This window comes from Actinomadura napierensis, assembly GCF_039529375.1.
In the GTDB taxonomy this organism is placed as follows: Bacteria; Actinomycetota; Actinomycetes; order Streptosporangiales; family Streptosporangiaceae; genus Spirillospora; species Spirillospora napierensis.
In genome coordinates, this window is the sequence record NZ_BAAAMR010000037.1 from 23,566 (window position 1) to 42,367 (window position 18,802).

Consider the following 18,802-nt stretch of genomic DNA (forward strand, 5'->3'; position numbering starts at 1 on the left):
CCTTCCGGGCGATCGCAGCGTATGGGTTGACGTCCGGCCGCCGCAGGTCGGTGTTCGGCGCGAACGTGATGAAGGTCCCGTCACCTTGCCCGGAGTGCAGCGTCGGCGCAGCGAAGCAAGCCACCGCGATCGGAGCCCGAGCCTCCCCACGCGCCGAGGGTGGTGGCCGAGGCGTGATCGTGGGGCGAACGCAGAGTGGGCAGGATTTCACCCGGAGGCAGGCCGTTGACCGGATCAGCCGAGACGGTGCTCCAGAGACCATGTGGCGATCTTGTACGCTGCCGCCATCGCCCGCCCCCTCCTTGACGCCCTGGTTGTTGTCCCGTGCCCGTTCAGACGGCGAGAAGGTCCTTGACCTCGTCGGTGTGCAGGTCGGCGGCCGTTCCGGAGTGCCGGACCGCGCCGCCGTCGAGGATCACGAAGGCGTCGGCCAGGCGGAGGGCCAGGTCGAAGTACTGTTCGACGAGCAGGACCGCGAGGCCGCGGTCCCTGTGGAGTCCGTCGATGGCCTCCTCGATCTCGCGGATGATCGACGGCTGGACGCCCTCGGTCGGCTCGTCGAGGATGAGGAGGCGTGGCCGGGTCACCAGGGCGCGGGCGATCGCGAGTTGCTGCTGCTGCCCGCCCGACAGGAAACCGGCCCGGCGTTTCAGTAGCCCGGTCAGCCGTGGGAAGACCTCCAGGGCGTCGTCGATGGCGGTCCGGTCGGCCCGCCCGGTGGCCTCCAGGGTCACCTGGAGGTTCTCCCAGACGGTGAGCTGCGGGAACGTCTCGTGCCCTTGCGGCACGTAGCCCATGCCCGAGCGGACTCGCCGGAAGGTTCGCATCCGTGTCACGTCGGTGCCGTCGAAGGTGACCGTGCCGGCCGCCGGGGGGAGGAGGCCCATGATCGAGTTGAGCAGGGTGGTCTTCCCGACTCCGTTGCGGCCCATGACGGTGACGAGTTCGCCCGGTCGTACCGTCAGGTCCACCCCGAACAGCACGTGCGACCGCCCGTACGCGGCCTGCAGTCCGCTGACCTGGAGCATCATCTCGGCCATGCCGTCTCCCCGTTCGTGCTGAGGCCGCCGCCCGCCGCCTGGAGCGGCGCCCGCTCCTTCCGGCTCACGCCGCTTACGCCGCTCATGGCGCCTTCCCGTCTCTCGGGCGGCCGAGATAGACCTCCTGGACGCGGGGGTCGGCCTGGACCGCGGCGACGTCCCCTTCCATGAGCACGCTTCCCTCGTGCAGGACGGTCACCTGGGACGCGTACCGCCGGAGGAACTCCATGTCGTGCTCGACGACGACGACCGTGTGGTCCTTCGCGATCTCGACGAGCAACTCGCCCGTCCGCTCGCGTTCGCCGCGGCTCATGCCCGCCACGGGTTCGTCGAGCAGCAGCAACCGGGGCCGCTGCGCGATCAGCATGCCGATCTCCAGCCACTGCCGCTGGCCGTGCGACAGCACTCCGGCGGGCCGCTCCGCGACGTCGGTCAGCCCGGTCCGCTCCAGCGCGGTCGCGACGGCCTCGGACGTACCGCGCCGCTGCCGGAGGAGGGTCGCCAGCGGGCGGCGGAAGCAGGCGGCGAGATCGATGTTCTCGGCGACGGTGAGTTCCTCGAAGACCACGGAGGTCTGGAACGTCCGGCCGATTCCGAGCCGCACGATCCGATGCTCCCGCCGTCCCAGCAGGGAGGTGCCGGCGAAGCCCACCGATCCGCTCGCCGGCCGGGTCAGGCCGGTGATGACGTCGATCAGCGTGGTCTTCCCGGCCCCGTTGGGCCCGATCAGGAAGCGGAGCTCGCCCTGCCGCACGGTGAGATCGACGCCGGTGAGGGCGCGGAACCCGCCGAAGACGACCTCCAGCCCGCGGATCTCCAGGAGGGCGGGGGCCGCCGCCTCGGCGGGGGCGCCCGACGCGGGCGCTTCGGCGGCATCGGCGGGAGGGAAGGGAGGAGTCATGGAGCGGCCACCTCCTTCTGGCCGTGCGCGGTGGACCCCGCCGGTTCCGGGACGGAGGACGGTCCGGGGCCCGTCCGGCGCCGTGCGATCGCCTCGCCGGCCCAGCGGGCGGCACCGGCGACGCCGCCGGGTGCCGCCATGATCACCAGGATGAACATCAGGCCCTGCAGGTAGACCCAGCCGCTCGGGTACTGCTCGCTGAAGGTGGTGTGCGCCCAGTTCAGCAGGACTCCGCCGAGGGCCGCCCCGGCCAGCGAGAACCGTCCGCCGATGGCGACCGCGACCACGAGTTCGATGGACGGGACGACGCCGAGCAGCGAGGGCGAGATGATGCCGACGACCGGCACGTACAGGGCGCCGGCGATGCCCGCCATGGCGGCGGAGACGGCGAAGGCCACGGTCTTGACGGTGGCGGGGTCGTAGCCGAGGAACCGGACCCGGTCCTCGCCGTCGCGCACCGCGACCAGCAGCCGGCCGAAGCGGCTCTTCATCAGCTGGTGGGCCAGGAGGTACAGGCCGCCCAGCATGAGGGCCACCACGAAGTAGAAGACGCGTTTGGCGCCGTCGGTCTCCGGGTCCCGGCCGAAGACGTCGTAGAAGTGGGTGAGCCCGTTGGTGCCGCCGGTGAGGCCCTGTTGTCCGACGAGCCAGATCGTGAAGGCGGCCGCCAACGCCTGGCTGAGGATGGCGAAGTAGGCGCCGCGCACGCGCTGGCGGAACACCAGAAGTCCCAGCAGCGCGGCCGCGGCGGCGGGCACGATCACCGCGGCGGCGATGGCGAACACGGGACTGGAGAAGGGCTTCCACAGCGGCGGCAACCGCTCCACGCCGCTCCAGACCATGAAGTCGGGGAGGTTGCCCGGGCCGGCGTCGTGGAGCTTGAGGTACATCGCCATCGAGTAGCCGCCGAGCCCGAAGAACACGCCCTGTCCGAGGGTGAGCATGCCGCCCTGGCCCCAGGCGAGCCCGATGCCGAGCGCGGCGATCGCGAAGCACAGGTACTTGGCGAGCAGGCCCAGCCGGAACGGGTCCAGGACGGCCGGCGCGACCACGAGGACCAGCAGCGCGACGGCCGTGAAGAGCGCGGGTCCGCGCATCCGGGCGGTCATGTCAGCGCCCGGCTGCGCAGGACGAACAGGCCCTGCGGGCGTGCCTGCAGGAACACCACGATCGCCGCGAAGCCGATCACCTTGGCCAGGCTGGCGTCGGTCCAGAACTCGGCGTAGGAGTCCAGCAGGCCGAGGGCCAGCGCGGCGATGACCGCGCCGCGGAGCCGGCCGAGGCCGCCGGCGACCACGACCAGGAAGGCGTCGACGATGTAGTAGGTGCCGAGGTTGGGGCCGATCGGGCCGATCAGCGTCAGCGCGACGCCCGCGATCCCGGCGAGGCCGGACCCGATGAAGAAGGTGAGCCGGTCGACCCGTCCGGTGTCGATGCCGCTGCACGCGGCGAGCCGGCGGTTCTGCATCACCGACCGCATCCGCCGGCCCTGCCGCGTCCCGTTCTGGTACGCCCAGATCGCGAGCGCCGAGACCGCGGCGAGGACGATGATGAACAGCCGCGTGTAGGGCAGCTGCGACCCGAACATCCGGACGCCGCCGTCCAGCCAGCCGGGGGCGCGCACCTGGACGTTGGGCGCGCCGAAGATGTCGCGCGCGATCTGCTGGAGGACGAGGCTGACCCCCCAGGTGAGCAGCAGGGTGTCGAGCGGCCGGCCGTAGAAGCGGCGGATGGCCGCCCGCTCCAGGACCAGGCCCATCGCGCCGGCGACGGCGAAGGCGACAGGGAGCGCCGCAAGGACCGCCTCCCTTCCGGTCCAGTCCTGAAGGACGTACGCCGTGTAGGCGCCGGCCATCATGAACTCGCCGTGGGCCATGTTGATCACGCCCATCTGGCCGAAGGTGAAGGTCAGGCCGAGGGCCACCAGCATCAGGACGGCTGCGATGCTGAGGCCGATCGGCAACTGGCTGAGCAGGGCTTCCATGCGACTCCTCGGTGCCCTTGGTCGACGGGTTCGTCGGGGCCGCGCCGTCATCGGACCGGCCGGGCCTGCCCGATGACGGCGGCGGGACGGGTCAGGACAGGCCTGCGGCCCACGGGTAGCTCTTGAGGTACGGGTCCGGTGCGATCGGCTTGCCCGAATCCCACGCTTCCTTGATCGTGCCGTCGGGCTGGATCACGCCGATGCGGGCGGTCTTGTACATGTGGTGGTTGGCGCCGTCGATCGTCACCTTGCCTTCCGGCAGGTCGAGGGAGATGCCGCCCGCGGCCTTCTTCACCGCCTCGACCTCGGTCGTCCCGGCCTTCTGGACGGCCGCCGCCCACAGCTTGACGGCGTTGTAGCCCGCCTCCATCGGGTCGGAGGTCACCTTGTCCGCGCCGTACTTGGCCTTGAAGGCCTTCACGAACGCCTCGTTGGTCTTTCCCGGGGTCGTCATGTAGTAGTTCCAGGCGACGAGCTGGCCCGCGATGTTGTCCACTCCGATGCCCTTGACCTCCTCTTCGGCGATGCTCACCGACATCACCGGAAGGGAGGAGGCCGTCGCGCCGGCGCTCTTGAGCTGTTTGAAGAACGCGACATTGCTGTCGCCGTTGAGGGTATTGAAGACCGCGTCCGGCTTCGCCTGCATGACCTTGTTGACGAGCGTGCTGTACTCCGTCGCCCCCAACGGGGTGTACTCTTCGCCGATAATGGTCATGCCATTGGCCTTGGCGTAGGCCTTGATCTCCTTGTTCGCGGTGCGCGGGAAGACGTAGTCGCTGCCGACGAGGAATATCTTCTTCTTGCCCTTCTCCTTCAGGTAGTCCAGGGCCGGGACGATCTGCTGGTTCGTGGTCGCGCCGGTGTAATAGATGTACGGCGAGCTTTCCAGGCCCTCGTATTGCACCGGATACCACAGCAGTGCCTTGTTGCGCTCGAAGACGGGCAGCATCGCCTTGCGGCTGGCCGACGTCCAGCCGCCGAAGACGGTCGCGACCCGGTCCTTGCGGATGAGCTTCTGGGCCTTCTCGGCGAAGGTGGGCCAGTCGGAGGCGCCGTCCTCGACGACCGGCTGGAGCCTCTTGCCGAGGACTCCGCCGGCGGCGTTGATCTCGTCGATCGCCATCAGCTCGGAATTCTTGACGGTGACCTCGCTGATGGCCATGGTCCCGCTCAGCGAGTGCAGGACACCGACCTTGATGGTGTTCCCGCTCGCCGCCGCCGTTCCGCCCGAGGATTCCGACTCGCCGCAGGCGGCGAGGGACAGCAGCGTCGCGGCGGCCATGGAGGCCAATACCGGCAGAGATTTCCTGAGCACGTACCACTCCTTGCGGACAGGCCCCGAAACCGGTCGGCGGATCGCCCACCGTGTGATTCGGGATAATGCAAGCCGCGAGCTGTGTCCTCGGTAATTCTGCTCTGTATCCGGTGCGTCAACTGAACCTCACCGGCGGGGCCCGCCCGGTGGGGCCCGGTGTTCTCAGCCGCTCGCGAGACTCTCGCCGTGGACGAGCCGGCGGCGGAGCGCCGCGGAGTCGGCCGCGAGCGCGGTGACCAGAACCCCCGGTCCCGCGAGCGGCATGACCGCGAGGCCTTCGGCGGCATGGGGCTCCTTCGCCAGTCCGGGACCGACGAGCAGTACGCTTCCGGTGCAGCGTGCGCCGCCCAGGACCGCGCCGCTGGTGTGGAGCGTGCGGTCGGGCAGCCGCAGCTCATGCCGCAGGACCGGGTCGCCGCCGCGGGTGACGTCGACGCGGGCCGTGTAGCGGCCCGCGTGTTCGCCGTGCCGGCCCAGGACGAGCTCCTCGCGCCACCGCAGGGTGGCGCCGTCCGCGAGCGTGATCTCGGTGACCGAACGGTGGTGGCAGCCCGCCGTCGCGACCGCCGGCTCGAAGGCGAGGTCCAGGTGCCCGCCCGGTCCGACCGCGGCCCGCACGTACGCTCCGGACTCGCCGTCGCCGGGGAGCAGCAGCGCGCTCGCGACGGACCGGACGGCCAGGGCGGCGCCCGCCGCGACGTCCAGCTCGAGGTGCAGTTCGTCCCCTCCGAGGGGTCCCGCGGCGGCCCCGACCAGGTAGACGGCGTCCGGGGCGGCGCGCGGCGCGTACGGGCCGTCGGAGCGCAGCGTCGCCAGCCGGGTCCGGCCGTCGGCGCCGAGTCCGACGTGGACGGCGGCGCGCGCCGTGTAGTGCCGGGTCACGGAGCCCCGGGCGCGACCGCCGGCCGCGCGGCGCCCGCCGCGGACCGGGCCTCGTGCGTCTCGGCGAGCACGGACCGGACCCAGCCGGTCACTTCCGGAGCACCGGGCCGCTCGCGCAGCGAACTGAAGATCACCGGCTTTCCGCGGCGCACCTGCGCCGCGTCGCGGTCCATCACGCCCAGGTCGGCGCCGACGAGCGGGGCCAGGTCGGTCTTGTTGACGACCAGCAGGTCCGCGCCGCTCACCCCGGGCCCCCCTTTGCGCGGGACCTTGTCGCCGCCGGAGACGTCGAGGACGAAGATCTGCCGGTCGACGAGCCCCCGGCTGAACGTCGCGGTGAGGTTGTCGCCGCCGCTCTCCACGATGACGAGGTCGAGCGGCGCGTGCCGCCGCTCCAGCGACTCGACGGCGTCGAGGTTGGCGGAGATGTCGTCGCGGATGGCCGTGTGCGGGCAGCATCCGGTCCGGACGGCGGCGATCCGGTCGTCCGACAGCACCGCGTTGCGCCGCAGGAAGTCGGCGTCCTCGGTCGTGTAGATGTCGTTGGTCACCACGGCGAGGCGGAGGTCGTCGCGGAGCGTCCGGCACAGCGCCGCCACCAGCGCGGTCTTGCCGCTGCCGACCGGACCGCCGACGCCCAGCCGCAGGGCCCGCCCGCGGGCCGGCGGCGCCGGGTGGGGATCGTGATCGTGGTTCGCGCCCATCGTGGCGTCCTCTCTGGCGGCGCGTCCCGGTCGGGACGATCGCCGTGCTGCTCGTCGTGGCCGTGGGGGGTCGTCTGTGCCGCGGGGTCAGGATTCGAACAGGCGCAGGTTCGCCTGGAGGTGCAGTTCGGCGAAGACGTCGAGGGCGGGCGCCGAAGCGGCCGGAAGCTCCCGGGGATCAGCGCGCGCGTGTCCGGCGGCCTCGGCGGCGACCGCGTCCACGTGCGGAACCAGGTCCGCGAGCGCGCGGTGCACGGCCAGCGGGTCGAGTCCGAGCAGGCGCACGGCCGCGGACGCGGGACCGGTGACCGCCCCGTACGCGCCGATCGAGGCGGCGTCCGCGGGGGAGCCTCCGGTGACGGCGACGGCGGCGCCGAGAACGAGCGGGTGGTGCGGAGCGGAGAAGGCCGCGAGGACGTCCAGCACCGGGTGCGGCGACATTCCGCGGACGGCGCGCAGCAGCGACCGGCCCTGGGCCCGGGAGGCCCGGCGTCCGGCGGGCGACGGCATCCTGGCGTCGGCTTCGGCGTCGAGCACCGGCCATGCCTCGTGCCCGCCGAGGCCGCCGTCCCCACCGGGTTCTTCTCGCGCACGCGCCGCTCCGTCCACGGCGCGGGCCGCGTGGGCGCAGGCGGCGGCCGAAAGGGCGGCGGCGACCAGCCCGGTGGTGGCGAGGCGTCCGCGCAGGAAGGCCGTGAGCGTCGGGAGGTCGGTAACCGCGCTGGCCTCCGCCGCCGGTTCCAGCCCGCCGGAGTGGGCGTGGCCGCCCGCCGGGAGCCGCGAGTCGGCGAGGAGCAGCAGCGATGCCGGCAGGGCCATCAGAACAGGAAGTAGCGCTGCGCCATCGGCAGCTCGGTCGCGGGGGAGGGCTCGACGTCGTCGCCGTCGATCGACACCGTGAAGGTGTCCGGGTCGACGTCGATCCGGGGGAGCGCGTCGTTCAGCACCATGTCCGCCTTGCCCACCAGCCGGACGTCCTTGACCGGCACCAGAGCGCGGTCGACCGCGAGCCGGCCGGCCAGGCCCGCTTCGATGGCGGCGGGGGCCACGAAATGCACCGAGGTGGCGGCGGCGGTGCGCGGCGCGGCACCGAACATCGGCCGGGGCAGCACCGGCTGCGGCGTGGGGATCGACGCGTTGGCGTCGCCCATCGCCGCCCAGGCGATGACCCCGCCCTTGAGGACCGCCTGCGGGCGGACGCCGAAGAAGGCGGGATGCCACAGCACCAGGTCGGCGAGCTTGCCCGGCTCCACCGAGCCGACCTCGCCGTCGAGTCCGTGCGCGATGGCCGGGTTGATCGTGTACTTGGCGACGTAGCGGCGGGCCCGCAGGTTGTCGGCCGGCTCCGCCCCTCCGCCCCCGCCCGGGGAGCCGCGGCGGAGCTTCATGACATGCGCGGTCTGCCAGGTGCGGATCACCGTCTCGCCGATCCGTCCCATGGCCTGCGAGTCCGACCCGATCATCGCGATCGCCCCGAGGTCGTGCAGGACGTCCTCGGCGGCCATGGTGGTCGGCCGGATGCGCGACTCGGCGAAGGCCAGGTCCTCGGGCACCGACGGGTCGAGGTGGTGGCACACCATGAGCATGTCGAGGTGCTCGTCGAGGGTGTTGACGGTGTGCGGCCGGGTCGGGTTGGTGGAGGAGGGCAGCACGTTGGGGTGCGCGGCGATGGTGATGATGTCGGGCGCGTGCCCGCCGCCCGCGCCCTCGGTGTGGTAGGCGTGGATCGACCGGCCGGCGATGGCGCCGAGCGTCGACTCGACGTACCCCGCCTCGTTCAGGGTGTCGGAGTGCAGAGCGACCTGGACCCCGGACGCGTCCGCGACCCGCAGGCAGGCGTCGATGGCCGCCGGGGTCGAACCCCAGTCCTCATGCAGCTTGAAGCCGGACGCTCCGGCGCGCAGCTGCTCCCACAGCGCCTCCTCGCCGACCGTGTTGCCCTTGCCGAGGAGCGCGACGTTCACCGGCCACGAGTCGAGCGACTCCAGCATCCGGGCCAGGTACCAGGCACCGGTCACGGTCGTGGCCTTCGTCCCCTCGGCCGGGCCGGTCCCGCCGCCGATCACGGTCGTGACCCCGGCGCCGAGCGCCTCCTCCAGCAGCTGAGGGCAGATGAGGTGGACGTGGGAGTCGACCGCCCCGGCGGTCAGGATGCGGCCGTTGCCCGCCAGCACCTCGGTGGACGGCCCGATCACCAGGCCCGGGTGGACGCCGTCCATCGTGTCGGGGTTGCCGGCCTTGCCGAGCGCGACGATCCTGCCGTCGCGGATCCCGACGTCGGCCTTGACGACGCCCCAGTGGTCGAGCACCACGGCCCCGGTGACGACCAGGTCGAGGGCGCCGTCCGCGCGCGTGGTGCGCGCCTGCCCCATCGACTCGCGGATCACCTTGCCGCCCCCGAAGACCACCTCGTCGCCGGCTCCGGCGCCGCGGCTCCGGTCCTCGGTCACCTCGATGAACAGGTCGGTGTCGGCCAGCCGAATCCGGTCTCCGGCCGTGGGGCCGTACAGTTGCGCGTACCGGGCCCGCGACAGGTCAGCCATCCAGCGCTCCGGCCTGCTCCGCCCGCAGACCCGGCACCACCCGGTTCCCGGCCAGCGGCACCAGCGCGACCTCCCGGGTCAGACCGGGCTCGAACCGCACCGACGTGCCCGCCGGGACGTCGAGCCGCCGTCCCCATGCCGCGGACCGATCGAACTCCAGCGCCGGATTCGCCACCGCGAAGTGATAATGCGACCCGACCTGGACGGGCCGGTCGCCGGTGTTGACGACCGTGACGGCCGTGCGCGGCCGGCCGGGATTGAGGGCGACCGGTGGCCCGTCACCCGGGACGACCTCGCCCGGAACGAGGGGACGCCCGCTCACGGGATCGGCCGGTGGACGGTGACGAGCTTGGTGCCGTCGGGGAACGTCGCCTCGACCTGCACCGAATCGAGCATCTCGGGAATGCCTTCCATGACGTCCTCCCGTGTCAGCACCGTCCGGCCGGACTCCATCAACTCGGCGACCGACCGCCCGTCCCTCGCGCCCTCCAGCACGTGGACCGCGATGACCGCGGTCGCCTCCGGATGGTTGAGCCGCAGGCCGCGAGCGCGGCGCCCCTGCGCGACCGACGCGGCGACGTGCAGCAGCAGGCGCTCCTGCTCATGTGGGCTGATCAGCACGCTCCGGACCCTACTGGCCGGAAGGGAACACGACGCCAGGCGAATTGCGGATGTAACAACGAATTAACGTGCTCGGCACAGGGAGACCCGAGCCATCCTCCGCAAGGACGGAATAGCGCCATTCCCGGACCCGTACTGGAAAAGGTCAGAACCTTTGAAAGGCGGCGATCGACCGCCGCACGATTACCTGTCGGCCCGGCGGTGTCGTTGAGCGCGGCGCCCGTCCCGGGCGCGACCACCAGATCGATCGCTTCGGGCGGTACCCCCGCTCTTTCGTGCACGTCGTGCATGGCCGCGGCGACGCCGCTCGGATCCGGAGCGGTCACATGGTGCGCGTCGCAGTTGATCCCGACGCCGCGCGACCATGCTGAGCCGGTCACGACCACGGTACCGCGGTCGACGCGCCGCAGGATGACCGCCGCCACCCCGTCGCCCATGAGAACGCAGTTATGCGGGCATCGAACGGCCTCAACGCATCGATCGACGGCTGCGCCGTATCGAGCGAGGCGAACATGCTCTCGGTGATCGTGTCGACGCCGGCGACGACGACCGTGTCGGCGCGGCCCAACCTGAGCAGGTCGTCGGCCAGAGCCAGCGCGTACAGCGACGCCGAGCACGCGTTGCTCACACACCGATCCTGCCGGCGGAGGTGGCGGTGAAGGCCGCGGCGTGGACGCGGCCGGTTCCGCCGAGCCGTCCGGGCCGTACGCCTCCACGCGGGGCTGCGCACGGCGGACGTGTCCGAAGGCCTCGACCTGGAGTGACCACGGGGCAGCCGGCGGGTGGCGACGTGCAGGTGATTGGATGCACGCGGCAGCCGTGGCATCTACTGATCCAGCCGCGCCGATGGGTGACCGGTCACCCAGCACATCAGGGGGTGATCGACATGCGCTCCCACCTGAGCCACATCGTGCCGCTGCTGTGGACGACGTCGCGCAGTGGGTTGGGGGTATGCCGGGTTTCGCGTCGGATGCGGCGGATCAACTACCGGTCTGGTCGTCCAGTTCCGCCTCGGGAGCGTTCTTGCGCACCGACTCGATGCCCTTCAACGCCGAGGCCTTGCTCTCATAACTCTCGCTGGTGGCGATCACCTGACCGTTGGTGGCGACCAGATTGAAATGGAACTTACCGGTGCTGCCCTTCTTCAGCTGAAACTTGCCGGCCATCACCGCTCCTTTCCGCACCAAGCCGAGCGCGCGCATCCCATGAGCACGCCTATGATCGCGGCGGATGCTGCCCCAGAAAACGTCCCTTACGCATCGGTCTCGCCAACAAACTCGTCGGATGCGCAAGACTGCAGGTCAGCGGCCATGAAGTTCTCCGTGCACTTCAACGTGCACAGGGCACTCGTCGGCACCGCTTCCTACGCATCCGAGCCTTCCGCCATGTGTCACCTGTCCCACAGAGGTGACCCAGCACCGATACCCCGGCACCAAGCGGCAGGGACACCAGTAGCCCATCGGACGATCCAATGGCTGGAGCGACCCCTGTTGTCGATGAAGCCCCTCGGGTGTCGAACTGCCCGTCCCGCATCGGCGCCATTCCCGGCACTGGCATCGGAGTGGGCCACGGCACGGGCGTGGCCGACCGAGGGGCCGCAGGTCACGCTGGTGGCGCCATCATGCCGTGGTAGTCGGCCGTCCTTGGGATCCGCTCCTGCAAGGCGTGCCTTAATGGTCGTCGAGGTCGTTGGCGCGCAGATCTTCCTCGTCGAATTTGCGGGTGTCGCGGGGTTCGACGTAGGGCTCCTGGTTCTCCGGCGCGCCGGTGGCGATGGCGCGGCCGCGTTCGAGTTCGGCGTTGAGTTCCGCGCCGAGCAGGATCGCGATGTTGGTGATCCAAACCCAGACCAGGAAGATGATCACACCGGCGAGGCTGCCGTAGGTCTTGTTGTAGGAGCTGAAGTTGGCCACGTAGAACGCGAAGGCCGCGGAGGCGACCATCCAGAGGACCAGGGCGAGGATTCCGCCGGGGGTCACCCACCGGAAGCCTTGCTTGGCGTTGGGGGCCGCCCAGTACAGCAGCGCGAACAGGAAGTTGATGACCAACAGCATGAGCGGCCATTTGGCGATGTTGTAGGCGGTCACCGCGGCCGAACCGAAGCCGATCATGTCGCCGATCTGGTGCGCCAGCGGACCGGAGACCACGACGGCGATCGCCGAGGCGGCCAAGAGCACCAGCGTCACCACCGTGATCGAGATGCGCAGCGGCAGTGTCTTCCAGATCGGACGGCCCTCGGGGACGTCGTAGACGGCGTTGGAGGCGCGCATGAACGCGCCGACGTAGCCGGACGCCGACCAGATGGCGGCCGCCAGGCTCAGCGCCGCGACCAGGCTCGCGCCGCCGCGTCCCTTCTGCAGTTCGGTCAGGGCGTTCACCAGGATCTGCTTGACCGAGCCGGGGGCGATGTCCCCGAGGTTGGTGATCAGGTCCTGGGTCAGCGATTTCCCGCCGAGCCCGACCAGCGACACGATCACCAGCATCGCAGGGAAGATCGACAGGACGCTGTAGTAGGTGAGCGCGGCCGCCCAGTCGCCGATGTTGTCGTCGCCGAACTCTCCGACGGTGCGCTTGACCGCGCCCCACCACGAGCGCGGTGCTAGATCGCTCGGTGCGTCCGGCGCCTTGGCCGACGCGTCCGATGTGGGCCGGTCTCCACGCGCCCGGCCGGAGGTGTCGTGCTGGGGGTCGTGCGGCTTGCCGCCCGTGCGGCGGTGCTGGGTCATGCTGCGCCTCGGTCCGCCTTCTTCGATTGTTCTGGTCGGTTTTCGGACGGCCGGACCGACCACGACCGCGATTACACTGACGCCCCGGTCCGGCCCCGGACTCTGCGATGAGCCGGGGGCCGGACCGGAGACTGGGTCAGTGCCCGGCGGGCCAGTGGCCGGTTGCCTCGCGAAACGCCTGCGCGCGGGTCCTCTGGGTGGCCGCCTTCACCGCAGCGAAGACGGCGCCTTGCACCGCTGCGGGGATGAGGATTTCGCGCCAACCGCGGTCGGGATCGTCGGCGTCGGAGGCGTCCGGCCGGTCTGATGCCAGCTTCCGCAGCTGCTTGAACACCGCTCCGGCCAGCAGCCCCGCCGAGCACGCTGAACAGCAGTGACAACGCCTTGTACTCCGGCTTCATCGCGACGGCTTCCTCACTCGCCTTCTGAATCGCTCACCGGCTTTGGCGGGCGGTGCGACGCCGCCGGATCCAGCCGGCCGCCATCAGCACTGCGGCCGTGACCGCGGCGCCCTGCAGGCGCGGCGGGGTTTCCGGGGCGGCGGCGGCGCGGCGCGACTGCTCGGCCAGCCGGGACGCGGTCTCGCGGCTGCGGTCGGCGATCTGTGCCGGAAGGTCGCTGTCCTGGAACTTTCGTTGTGCCGCCGTGCCCAGCTCGGTGGCCTTGTCTCGCACTTGCGTAGTGGCCTGCTGCGCTATCTGCGGCGCGGTCTGTGCGACCCGCTGCCACTTGGTGGGCGAAGGCACGTTCCTGGCGCGGCGGCGACGGACCAGAGCGACCGCCAGCCCGACGGCCAACAGCGCTCCGCCCGCGATCGCGCCGCGTCGCGCAGCCGTGCGCGCGTCCGGTGAGGCGGAGGCCTCACGTGCCTTGGTCGCGACGCGAGCGGTCTTGTCCTTGGCTTGGTCCTGCGCCTGCCGCGCCACCGCGCCGACCTTCACATCGCCGGCGGCGTCACGCGCCTGGTGCCAGCGCTGCTGCACCGTCTCGGTAGCTCGCTGCTTGACCTGTTCGGCCTTCTGCTTGGCGCGGGTCCGGACGTCGGCTTTGGCCGCCAAGGCCTCAACGGTGTCGCCCAAGGCCTGCCGAGTGCGTTCGACGCCGGCCTGCAGTTCCTCCGGCGATTCGTCCTGCCCGGTTTCGTGACCGTCCTTCGGCTCGGCGGCAGCAGCTTTGGTCCCCGTCGCGGCAGACGCCTGGCGGCCACTGCGCGCCTTGCCGGAACCGCCACCGCGTGAGGTGGTGGTGCGGTCGTCTGCGGCGTTACCGCGGGTGTCGGACGACGCGGTGTCGTCGGTCATCGATGTGCCCTTTCCTTGATCGTGGCAAGGTCCTGCTTGATGTCATCGGCGGCCTTCTCCGGCACCATCGGCGTGGCCTGGCCGGTCTCCCTGCGTCCGAGCATCGCCAACAGTCCCGCCGCTACCAGCAGCACCGCGGCGACGATCAGCGCGGCGGCCCAGGTCGGCATCACCACCGCCAGCCCGGCGATGCACGCGGCGACCAGGGCCCCTGCCCCGTACAGCGCCACCAAGCCCGCTCCGCCGAACAGGCCCGCCCCCTTGCCGGCGTGGCGCCCCTTGTCCTTCATTTCGGCCACTGCCAACCGCATCTCGCCCCGCACCAGCTCGGACATCTGCTGCGTGGCCTGACTGACCAGTTCACCGATGTTCTGCGCGCCGGCCTCCTGGGCACCGGGTCCGCCGGCTTCGGAGGACGCACCAGACACCCCAGGGGTGCTTGGTGATCGCGGTGAATCCATCGCAGTTCACCTTCCTCTCAGCCATTTCGGTAGTGCTCGGCGCGCGCTGACGCGCTGGCCCCTGTTGCTCGTAAGGGGTGCCCGGCTCCACCGCTCTAAACGCCCCGCACCTACCTGTCACCGCCAGGTGACGGCTCTCGCCGCAAAGGATTGGGTTGAGCTACGAATAGGCTTGGAATGTGTGGCACCGCGTCACCCGGCTCCTCTCACGCAGAGAACTGAGCACCCCACGGCACTGCGTATTGAACGGCATCTGATGTGACAGACAACTTCGCGCACCCAGCCGTAAGTCGCCGCTGCGTCCCAGCCCTGTGCCTGCCGAAAATTACGTCCGTGCAGGTGGGGCGTGCAGGGCGTGGCCGTGCCGCGGGCTTCGATCTGTCGCAGGGAAGGACGCCGAGGCCTAGACGCCGTACGGCCCAGTGCCGGTGATGATTCACACTCGCTGACAGCGATCGGCGATCACGTCGGTGTCCTGGGAGGCCGTCGCGGGCCCGTCGCCTCTGGCGATCCACGCTCACTGGTGATCGCCGCCCGCAAAGGCATTGGTGAGCCGGACCGCGTCCAGTTCCGGATGTCACGACAGGGTGACCAGGGTGCCGTCGTCGTCGCTGTAGAGCGTGGCGCCGGGGTGGAAGGTGACGCCGCCGAAGGTGACCGGAACGTCGCGTTCACCGTCGCCGTTCTTGGTGCTCTTTCTGGGGTTGCTTCCTAGCGCCTTGATGCCGAGGTCGATCGTGCCGAGGACGGCGGTGTCACGTACGGCGCCGTTGATGATGACGCCGGCCCAGCCGTTTCCGGCGGCGAGTGCGGCGATCATGTCGCCCATCAGGGCGGCATCGAGGGAGCCGCCGCCGTCGACGACCAGGACGCGTCCGGTGCCGGGCTCGCCGAGCACGCTTTTGAGAATGACGTTGTCCTCGTGGCAGCGGACGGTGGTGACGGCGCCTTGGAATGCGGTTCGGGCGCCGTATTGCCGGAACTGGAGAGTGCAAGAGGCCAGGTCGTCCCCGTATTGGTCATAGAGGTCCGCGGTGGGGGCGTGCATTGTGGTGCTCCTCGGTGGGGTCAGGGTGATGCGGAGTCGATGGGAAGGTTGCGGGCGGAGAAGGCGGCCCAGCCGAGCGTGAGGCCGGTGGCGTAGAGCACGCCGGCGGCGCCCAGGCCCGCTGCCAGGAGACCCGCCGCGCTGGGCAGGACGATCTGTCCCGTCCGGTTGCCGGCCAGGCGGAGGGACATGGCCCGGCCGCGCAGGCCGGGAGGCGCGGCCTCGGCGAGCCAGGACATGGTCAGTGGTTGACCGACGCCGAGCCCGAGCCCGGCGAGGACCAGGAGCGCGATCAGCGTCCACAGCGGCAGGTCGACCGGCATCAGGGCGATGGCGGCTCCGGCGGCGAGAGTGCTGCCGACCAGGAGGCGCCGTCGTCCCGTGCGGGCCGCGAGGCGTCCGAGGAAGGAGCGGGAGATCATCGACGCGGAGCCGCGGACGGTCAGCAGGAGCCCGACCGTTCCGGATGTCAGGTCGCGTTCCGTGCCCAGGGCCGGCAGGTAGGCCAGGGTGATGTCGACCGCGGAGAGGACGATGCAGCTGGTGGTCAGGGCGCGCAGCAGCCCAGGCAGCCGCAGCAGGCCGGCGACGCCTTCGTCGTGCCGGGCCGCGGGGGCGTGGCTGGGCCGCGTCACGGTGGGCAGCGCCGCGGACAGGGCGACCAGCAGGATCGCTCCCGCCAGGGAGGACGCGAAGATCAATCCGGTGTGGGGGATCCTGCTGCCGCCGCCGAACAGCAGGATCAGGGCGGGGCCGGCGGCCTGGCCGAGCGAGGCGGCGAAGGTGTAGCGGCCGAAGGCGGTGTCGTAGGCGGCGCGGCTGGAGGCGTTGGCGACCAGGGCCTGCTGGCCGACGACGCAGCCGAGATGCCCGATGCCCAGCAGCACGCTTCCGCACAGCAGACCGGCGACGTGCCCGCCCAGCGCTACGAACGCCAGGCTCGAGGCGGTCATGCACAGCGCCCCGAACACCATGACCCGCCGCTCGCCGACGCGGTCGACGAGGTTTCCGGCGGGGAGCGCGAGAAGCAGCGGCGCGAAGGCGAAGCTGGCCGCCAGCGCGCCGAGGCCTGCCGACGGCACGCCGAGTTCGAGCGCCCGGTAGGACATGGTGGGCCGCAGCACGAAGGTGATCAGCTGGGTGACCACCGAATGCGCGAGCAGGATCCAGGTCAGGCGGGTGGGCGGGGAGACCATCGGCCGGTCGTCAGGCCGGGGCGCCGGGGGTCTCGTCGGACGGCTTGCGCAGCCGCCACGCGGCCTGCGCGCCGAGGCTGGTGTCGATGTGGCCGCGCATCACCGCGGCCGCGCCCTCGACGTCCCCGGCGACGAGGCAGTCGAGCAGCTGCTGGTGCTCGGCCGCCTTCTCGTCGCGTGCCGCCTGCCCCCGGTCGACCTTCAGCGCCAGCATGCGGTACCGGTCGGCCTTGTCCCAGAGCCCGTCGAGCGTCTCGATGAGCAGGTCGTTGTGGGAGGCCAGATAGATCGCGCGGTGGAAGCGGCGGTGGGCCACCAGCTGGTCGATCGACGGGCTTCCGGGCAGCGGCTCCAGGCCCTCGATGGCGGTGCGCAGCTCGCGGATGTCGTCCTTGGTGCGCCGCTCGGCGGCCAGCGCCGCGGCAAGCGGATCCAGTGACCTGCGGATCTCCAGCAGGTCCCGCGCCTCCTCGGCGGTCAACGGCGTCACGCGGGCGTCGCGGTGCGCGTCGAGTTCGACCAGCCCGTCGCTCTTGAGCCGGCGCAGCGCCTCGCGCAACGGCGTGGTGCTGATGCCGATCTCCTTGGCGAGCCTCGCCTGGGCGATCGCGGCGCCCGGCTCCAGCCGTCCGCCGAGGATCAACTCGCGGACCCTCCGGTACGCGTACTCGGCCTTCGTCTCGAACAGTTCCGCCGGCTCGCCCATGCCCACCCCATCCGTCGATGACCGTTATAACCTACACCGAACTTGTGGGCGCTGTGCCAAGCCACCGTGGGTGGCGGCCTCGAGGCGTCATTCTGACCTGCTAGAACCTGCCGCGGAGGCGAAAAATCTCCGCCCGACCCTTGACGTCATAGGTTATAACGAACCAAAGTGAGCGCCACCACGGACCGAGGAGGAGCTCATGTCTGGTCTGATCGGCCGGTTGCGAGGTCGCGGACGCCCACCGTTCGCCGCCCTGGCCGCCGGCCTGGGGCTGGCCGCCCTGTCCCTGTCGGCGTGCGGTGGCGGGGACGCCCCTCCTGCCAACGTGGTGGCGACCGGCTCGGCCCCCTCGTACTACCCGGCCGACTACGCCCAGGTCATCAACGCGTCCAAGGGCGAGGGCGGGACGCTGACGATCTACTCCAACACCGACCAGGAGAACTGGGCGCCGATCTTCCACGACTTCCAGAAGAAGTACCCGTGGGTGAAGAAGATCTCGGCGAACAACCTCGACAGCGACGAGGTGTTCCAGCGGGTGCTCAGCGAGCAGGCGACCAGCGGCTCGCCGGCGGACCTGCTGGTGTCCAACGCCGCGCAGGCCTGGGCCGAGTTCGCGGCCAAGCCGAACGCCCTGATGGCTTACAAGTCACCTGAACTGGCGAAGCTGCCGAAGTTCGCGCAGCTGCTGCCGAATGTGTACGCGATGTCGGTCGATCCGCTGTCGGCCGTCTACAACAAGACGCTGATCGACCAGCAGCCCGACACCCTGCAGGGTCTCGCCGATCTGGTGGCCAAGGACCAGGGCAAGTACCGCGACAAGATCACCACGCGCGACGTGAAGGGCTCGTTCGGCTTCACCGTCTCGCACGCCTTCACGAGTGCGCGGCCGGGCTCCTGGGCGGCGCTGCAGAAGATCCTGCCGCTGGCGCGGCCGGAGACCTCCTCGGGCACCCAGCTGGAGAAGATCACCTCGGGCGAGTACGTGGCCGGCTTCTTCATCAGCGCCGCCCCCGCCTACCCGGTGGCCGCCAAGAGCGGCGGCCTGCTCAAGATCACCTTCCTCAAGGACGGCACCGTGGTGCTGCCGCGCGGCGTCGGCATCGCGGCCAAGGCCCCGCATCCGGCGACGTCCAAGCTGTTCGCCGACTTCCTGATGTCGCAGGAGGGCCAGCGCGCGGTGGCCGAGGGCGGCCTGACGTCGTACCGCGGCGACGTGGAGACGCGCAAGGACCGGCACACCTACCAGGAACTGGTGTCCAAGGTCGGTGAGAGCAACGTGATCTTCGCCAGGTACGCCGAGGTCCCGGGCGCGGAGGTCAACGCCTTCGTCTCCCGGTGGAACGGCCTGCTCGGGCACTGACCCGCCCCACGAAG

The 18,802-nt window shown here is 70.9% G+C and carries 22 protein-coding genes; 1 reads left to right on the forward strand and 21 read right to left on the reverse strand.

Going from position 1 to position 18,802, the window contains the following annotated elements:
• Positions 1 to 332: 332 nt before the first annotated feature.
• The 21 genes from urtE to ABD296_RS21570 form a co-directional block, all read right to left on the reverse strand.
• On the reverse strand, positions 333 to 1,040 hold the full coding sequence (urtE, locus tag ABD296_RS21475; protein ID WP_344269789.1) for an urea ABC transporter ATP-binding subunit UrtE: 708 nt from the start codon (positions 1,038 to 1,040) through the stop codon (positions 333 to 335).
• 82 nt (positions 1,041 to 1,122) lie between these two features.
• Positions 1,123 to 1,941, reverse strand: coding sequence for an urea ABC transporter ATP-binding protein UrtD (urtD, locus tag ABD296_RS21480; RefSeq protein ID WP_344269792.1), 819 nt, complete (start codon positions 1,939 to 1,941; stop codon positions 1,123 to 1,125).
• Positions 1,938 to 3,038, reverse strand: coding sequence for an urea ABC transporter permease subunit UrtC (gene urtC, locus ABD296_RS21485; RefSeq protein ID WP_344269795.1), 1,101 nt, complete (start codon positions 3,036 to 3,038; stop codon positions 1,938 to 1,940). Before urtC ends, urtD begins: the two co-directional genes overlap by 4 nt.
• Before the next feature lie 8 nt (positions 3,039 to 3,046).
• Positions 3,047 to 3,925, reverse strand: coding sequence for an urea ABC transporter permease subunit UrtB (urtB, locus tag ABD296_RS21490; protein ID WP_344269798.1), 879 nt, complete (start codon positions 3,923 to 3,925; stop codon positions 3,047 to 3,049).
• A gap of 91 nt (positions 3,926 to 4,016) precedes the next feature.
• Complete coding sequence (gene urtA / locus ABD296_RS21495; RefSeq protein WP_344269910.1) at positions 4,017 to 5,207, reverse strand: urea ABC transporter substrate-binding protein; 1,191 nt, start codon at positions 5,205 to 5,207, stop codon at positions 4,017 to 4,019.
• Between the two features lie 195 nt (positions 5,208 to 5,402).
• A complete protein-coding gene (locus tag ABD296_RS21500) occupies positions 5,403 to 6,122 on the reverse strand; it encodes an urease accessory protein UreD (protein WP_344269801.1) in 720 nt (239 codons plus the stop codon).
• Positions 6,119 to 6,826 (reverse strand): urease accessory protein UreG, encoded by a 708-nt coding sequence (gene ureG, locus ABD296_RS21505; protein ID WP_344269805.1) that lies wholly within the window; start codon positions 6,824 to 6,826, stop codon positions 6,119 to 6,121. Before ureG ends, ABD296_RS21500 begins: the two co-directional genes overlap by 4 nt.
• An 87-nt stretch (positions 6,827 to 6,913) precedes the next feature.
• The gene (locus ABD296_RS21510) at positions 6,914 to 7,645 is read right to left on the reverse strand and encodes an urease accessory protein UreF (protein WP_344269808.1); all 732 of its coding nucleotides are present in this window, start codon (positions 7,643 to 7,645) and stop codon (positions 6,914 to 6,916) included.
• Positions 7,645 to 9,369: an urease subunit alpha gene (locus ABD296_RS21515; protein WP_344269810.1), complete on the reverse strand. Its 1,725-nt coding sequence runs from the start codon at positions 9,367 to 9,369 to the stop codon at positions 7,645 to 7,647. The genes ABD296_RS21510 and ABD296_RS21515 overlap by 1 nt, the downstream gene beginning before the upstream one ends.
• Entirely contained in the window at positions 9,362 to 9,691 is a 330-nt protein-coding gene (locus ABD296_RS21520; protein WP_344269812.1) for an urease subunit beta, read from the reverse strand. The genes ABD296_RS21515 and ABD296_RS21520 overlap by 8 nt, the downstream gene beginning before the upstream one ends.
• Complete coding sequence (locus ABD296_RS21525) at positions 9,688 to 9,990, reverse strand: urease subunit gamma (protein WP_151538540.1); 303 nt, start codon at positions 9,988 to 9,990, stop codon at positions 9,688 to 9,690. Before ABD296_RS21525 ends, ABD296_RS21520 begins: the two co-directional genes overlap by 4 nt.
• The gene (locus ABD296_RS50635; protein WP_407061495.1) at positions 9,984 to 10,427 is read right to left on the reverse strand and encodes a hypothetical protein; all 444 of its coding nucleotides are present in this window, start codon (positions 10,425 to 10,427) and stop codon (positions 9,984 to 9,986) included. Before ABD296_RS50635 ends, ABD296_RS21525 begins: the two co-directional genes overlap by 7 nt.
• Entirely contained in the window at positions 10,367 to 10,618 is a 252-nt protein-coding gene (locus tag ABD296_RS21530; RefSeq protein WP_344269817.1) for a beta-ketoacyl synthase N-terminal-like domain-containing protein, read from the reverse strand. Before ABD296_RS21530 ends, ABD296_RS50635 begins: the two co-directional genes overlap by 61 nt.
• A gap of 352 nt (positions 10,619 to 10,970) precedes the next feature.
• Positions 10,971 to 11,156: a YegP family protein gene (locus ABD296_RS21535; protein ID WP_344269820.1), complete on the reverse strand. Its 186-nt coding sequence runs from the start codon at positions 11,154 to 11,156 to the stop codon at positions 10,971 to 10,973.
• Positions 11,157 to 11,660: 504 nt separating this feature from the next.
• On the reverse strand, positions 11,661 to 12,716 hold the full coding sequence (locus ABD296_RS21540) for a YihY/virulence factor BrkB family protein (RefSeq protein WP_344269823.1): 1,056 nt from the start codon (positions 12,714 to 12,716) through the stop codon (positions 11,661 to 11,663).
• Between the two features lie 136 nt (positions 12,717 to 12,852).
• Complete coding sequence (locus ABD296_RS21545) at positions 12,853 to 13,050, reverse strand: DUF4235 domain-containing protein (protein WP_344269826.1); 198 nt, start codon at positions 13,048 to 13,050, stop codon at positions 12,853 to 12,855.
• Positions 13,051 to 13,150: 100 nt separating this feature from the next.
• Entirely contained in the window at positions 13,151 to 14,017 is an 867-nt protein-coding gene (locus ABD296_RS21550) for a DUF3618 domain-containing protein (RefSeq protein WP_344269828.1), read from the reverse strand.
• Entirely contained in the window at positions 14,014 to 14,445 is a 432-nt protein-coding gene (locus ABD296_RS21555; RefSeq protein ID WP_344269830.1) for a phage holin family protein, read from the reverse strand. Before ABD296_RS21555 ends, ABD296_RS21550 begins: the two co-directional genes overlap by 4 nt.
• A gap of 610 nt (positions 14,446 to 15,055) precedes the next feature.
• On the reverse strand, positions 15,056 to 15,526 hold the full coding sequence (gene rraA / locus ABD296_RS21560; RefSeq protein ID WP_344269833.1) for a ribonuclease E activity regulator RraA: 471 nt from the start codon (positions 15,524 to 15,526) through the stop codon (positions 15,056 to 15,058).
• Positions 15,527 to 15,546: 20 nt separating this feature from the next.
• A complete protein-coding gene (locus ABD296_RS21565) occupies positions 15,547 to 16,722 on the reverse strand; it encodes an MFS transporter (protein WP_344269837.1) in 1,176 nt (391 codons plus the stop codon).
• 10 nt (positions 16,723 to 16,732) lie between these two features.
• Positions 16,733 to 17,428, reverse strand: a complete 696-nt coding sequence (locus tag ABD296_RS21570; protein ID WP_344269840.1) for a GntR family transcriptional regulator — start codon at positions 17,426 to 17,428, stop codon at positions 16,733 to 16,735.
• A gap of 199 nt (positions 17,429 to 17,627) precedes the next feature.
• Between ABD296_RS21570 and ABD296_RS21575 the strand changes: the two genes are divergently transcribed.
• Positions 17,628 to 18,788, forward strand: a complete 1,161-nt coding sequence (locus ABD296_RS21575) for an ABC transporter substrate-binding protein (protein WP_344269843.1) — start codon at positions 17,628 to 17,630, stop codon at positions 18,786 to 18,788.
• The last annotated feature ends 14 nt before the right edge of the window (positions 18,789 to 18,802 follow it).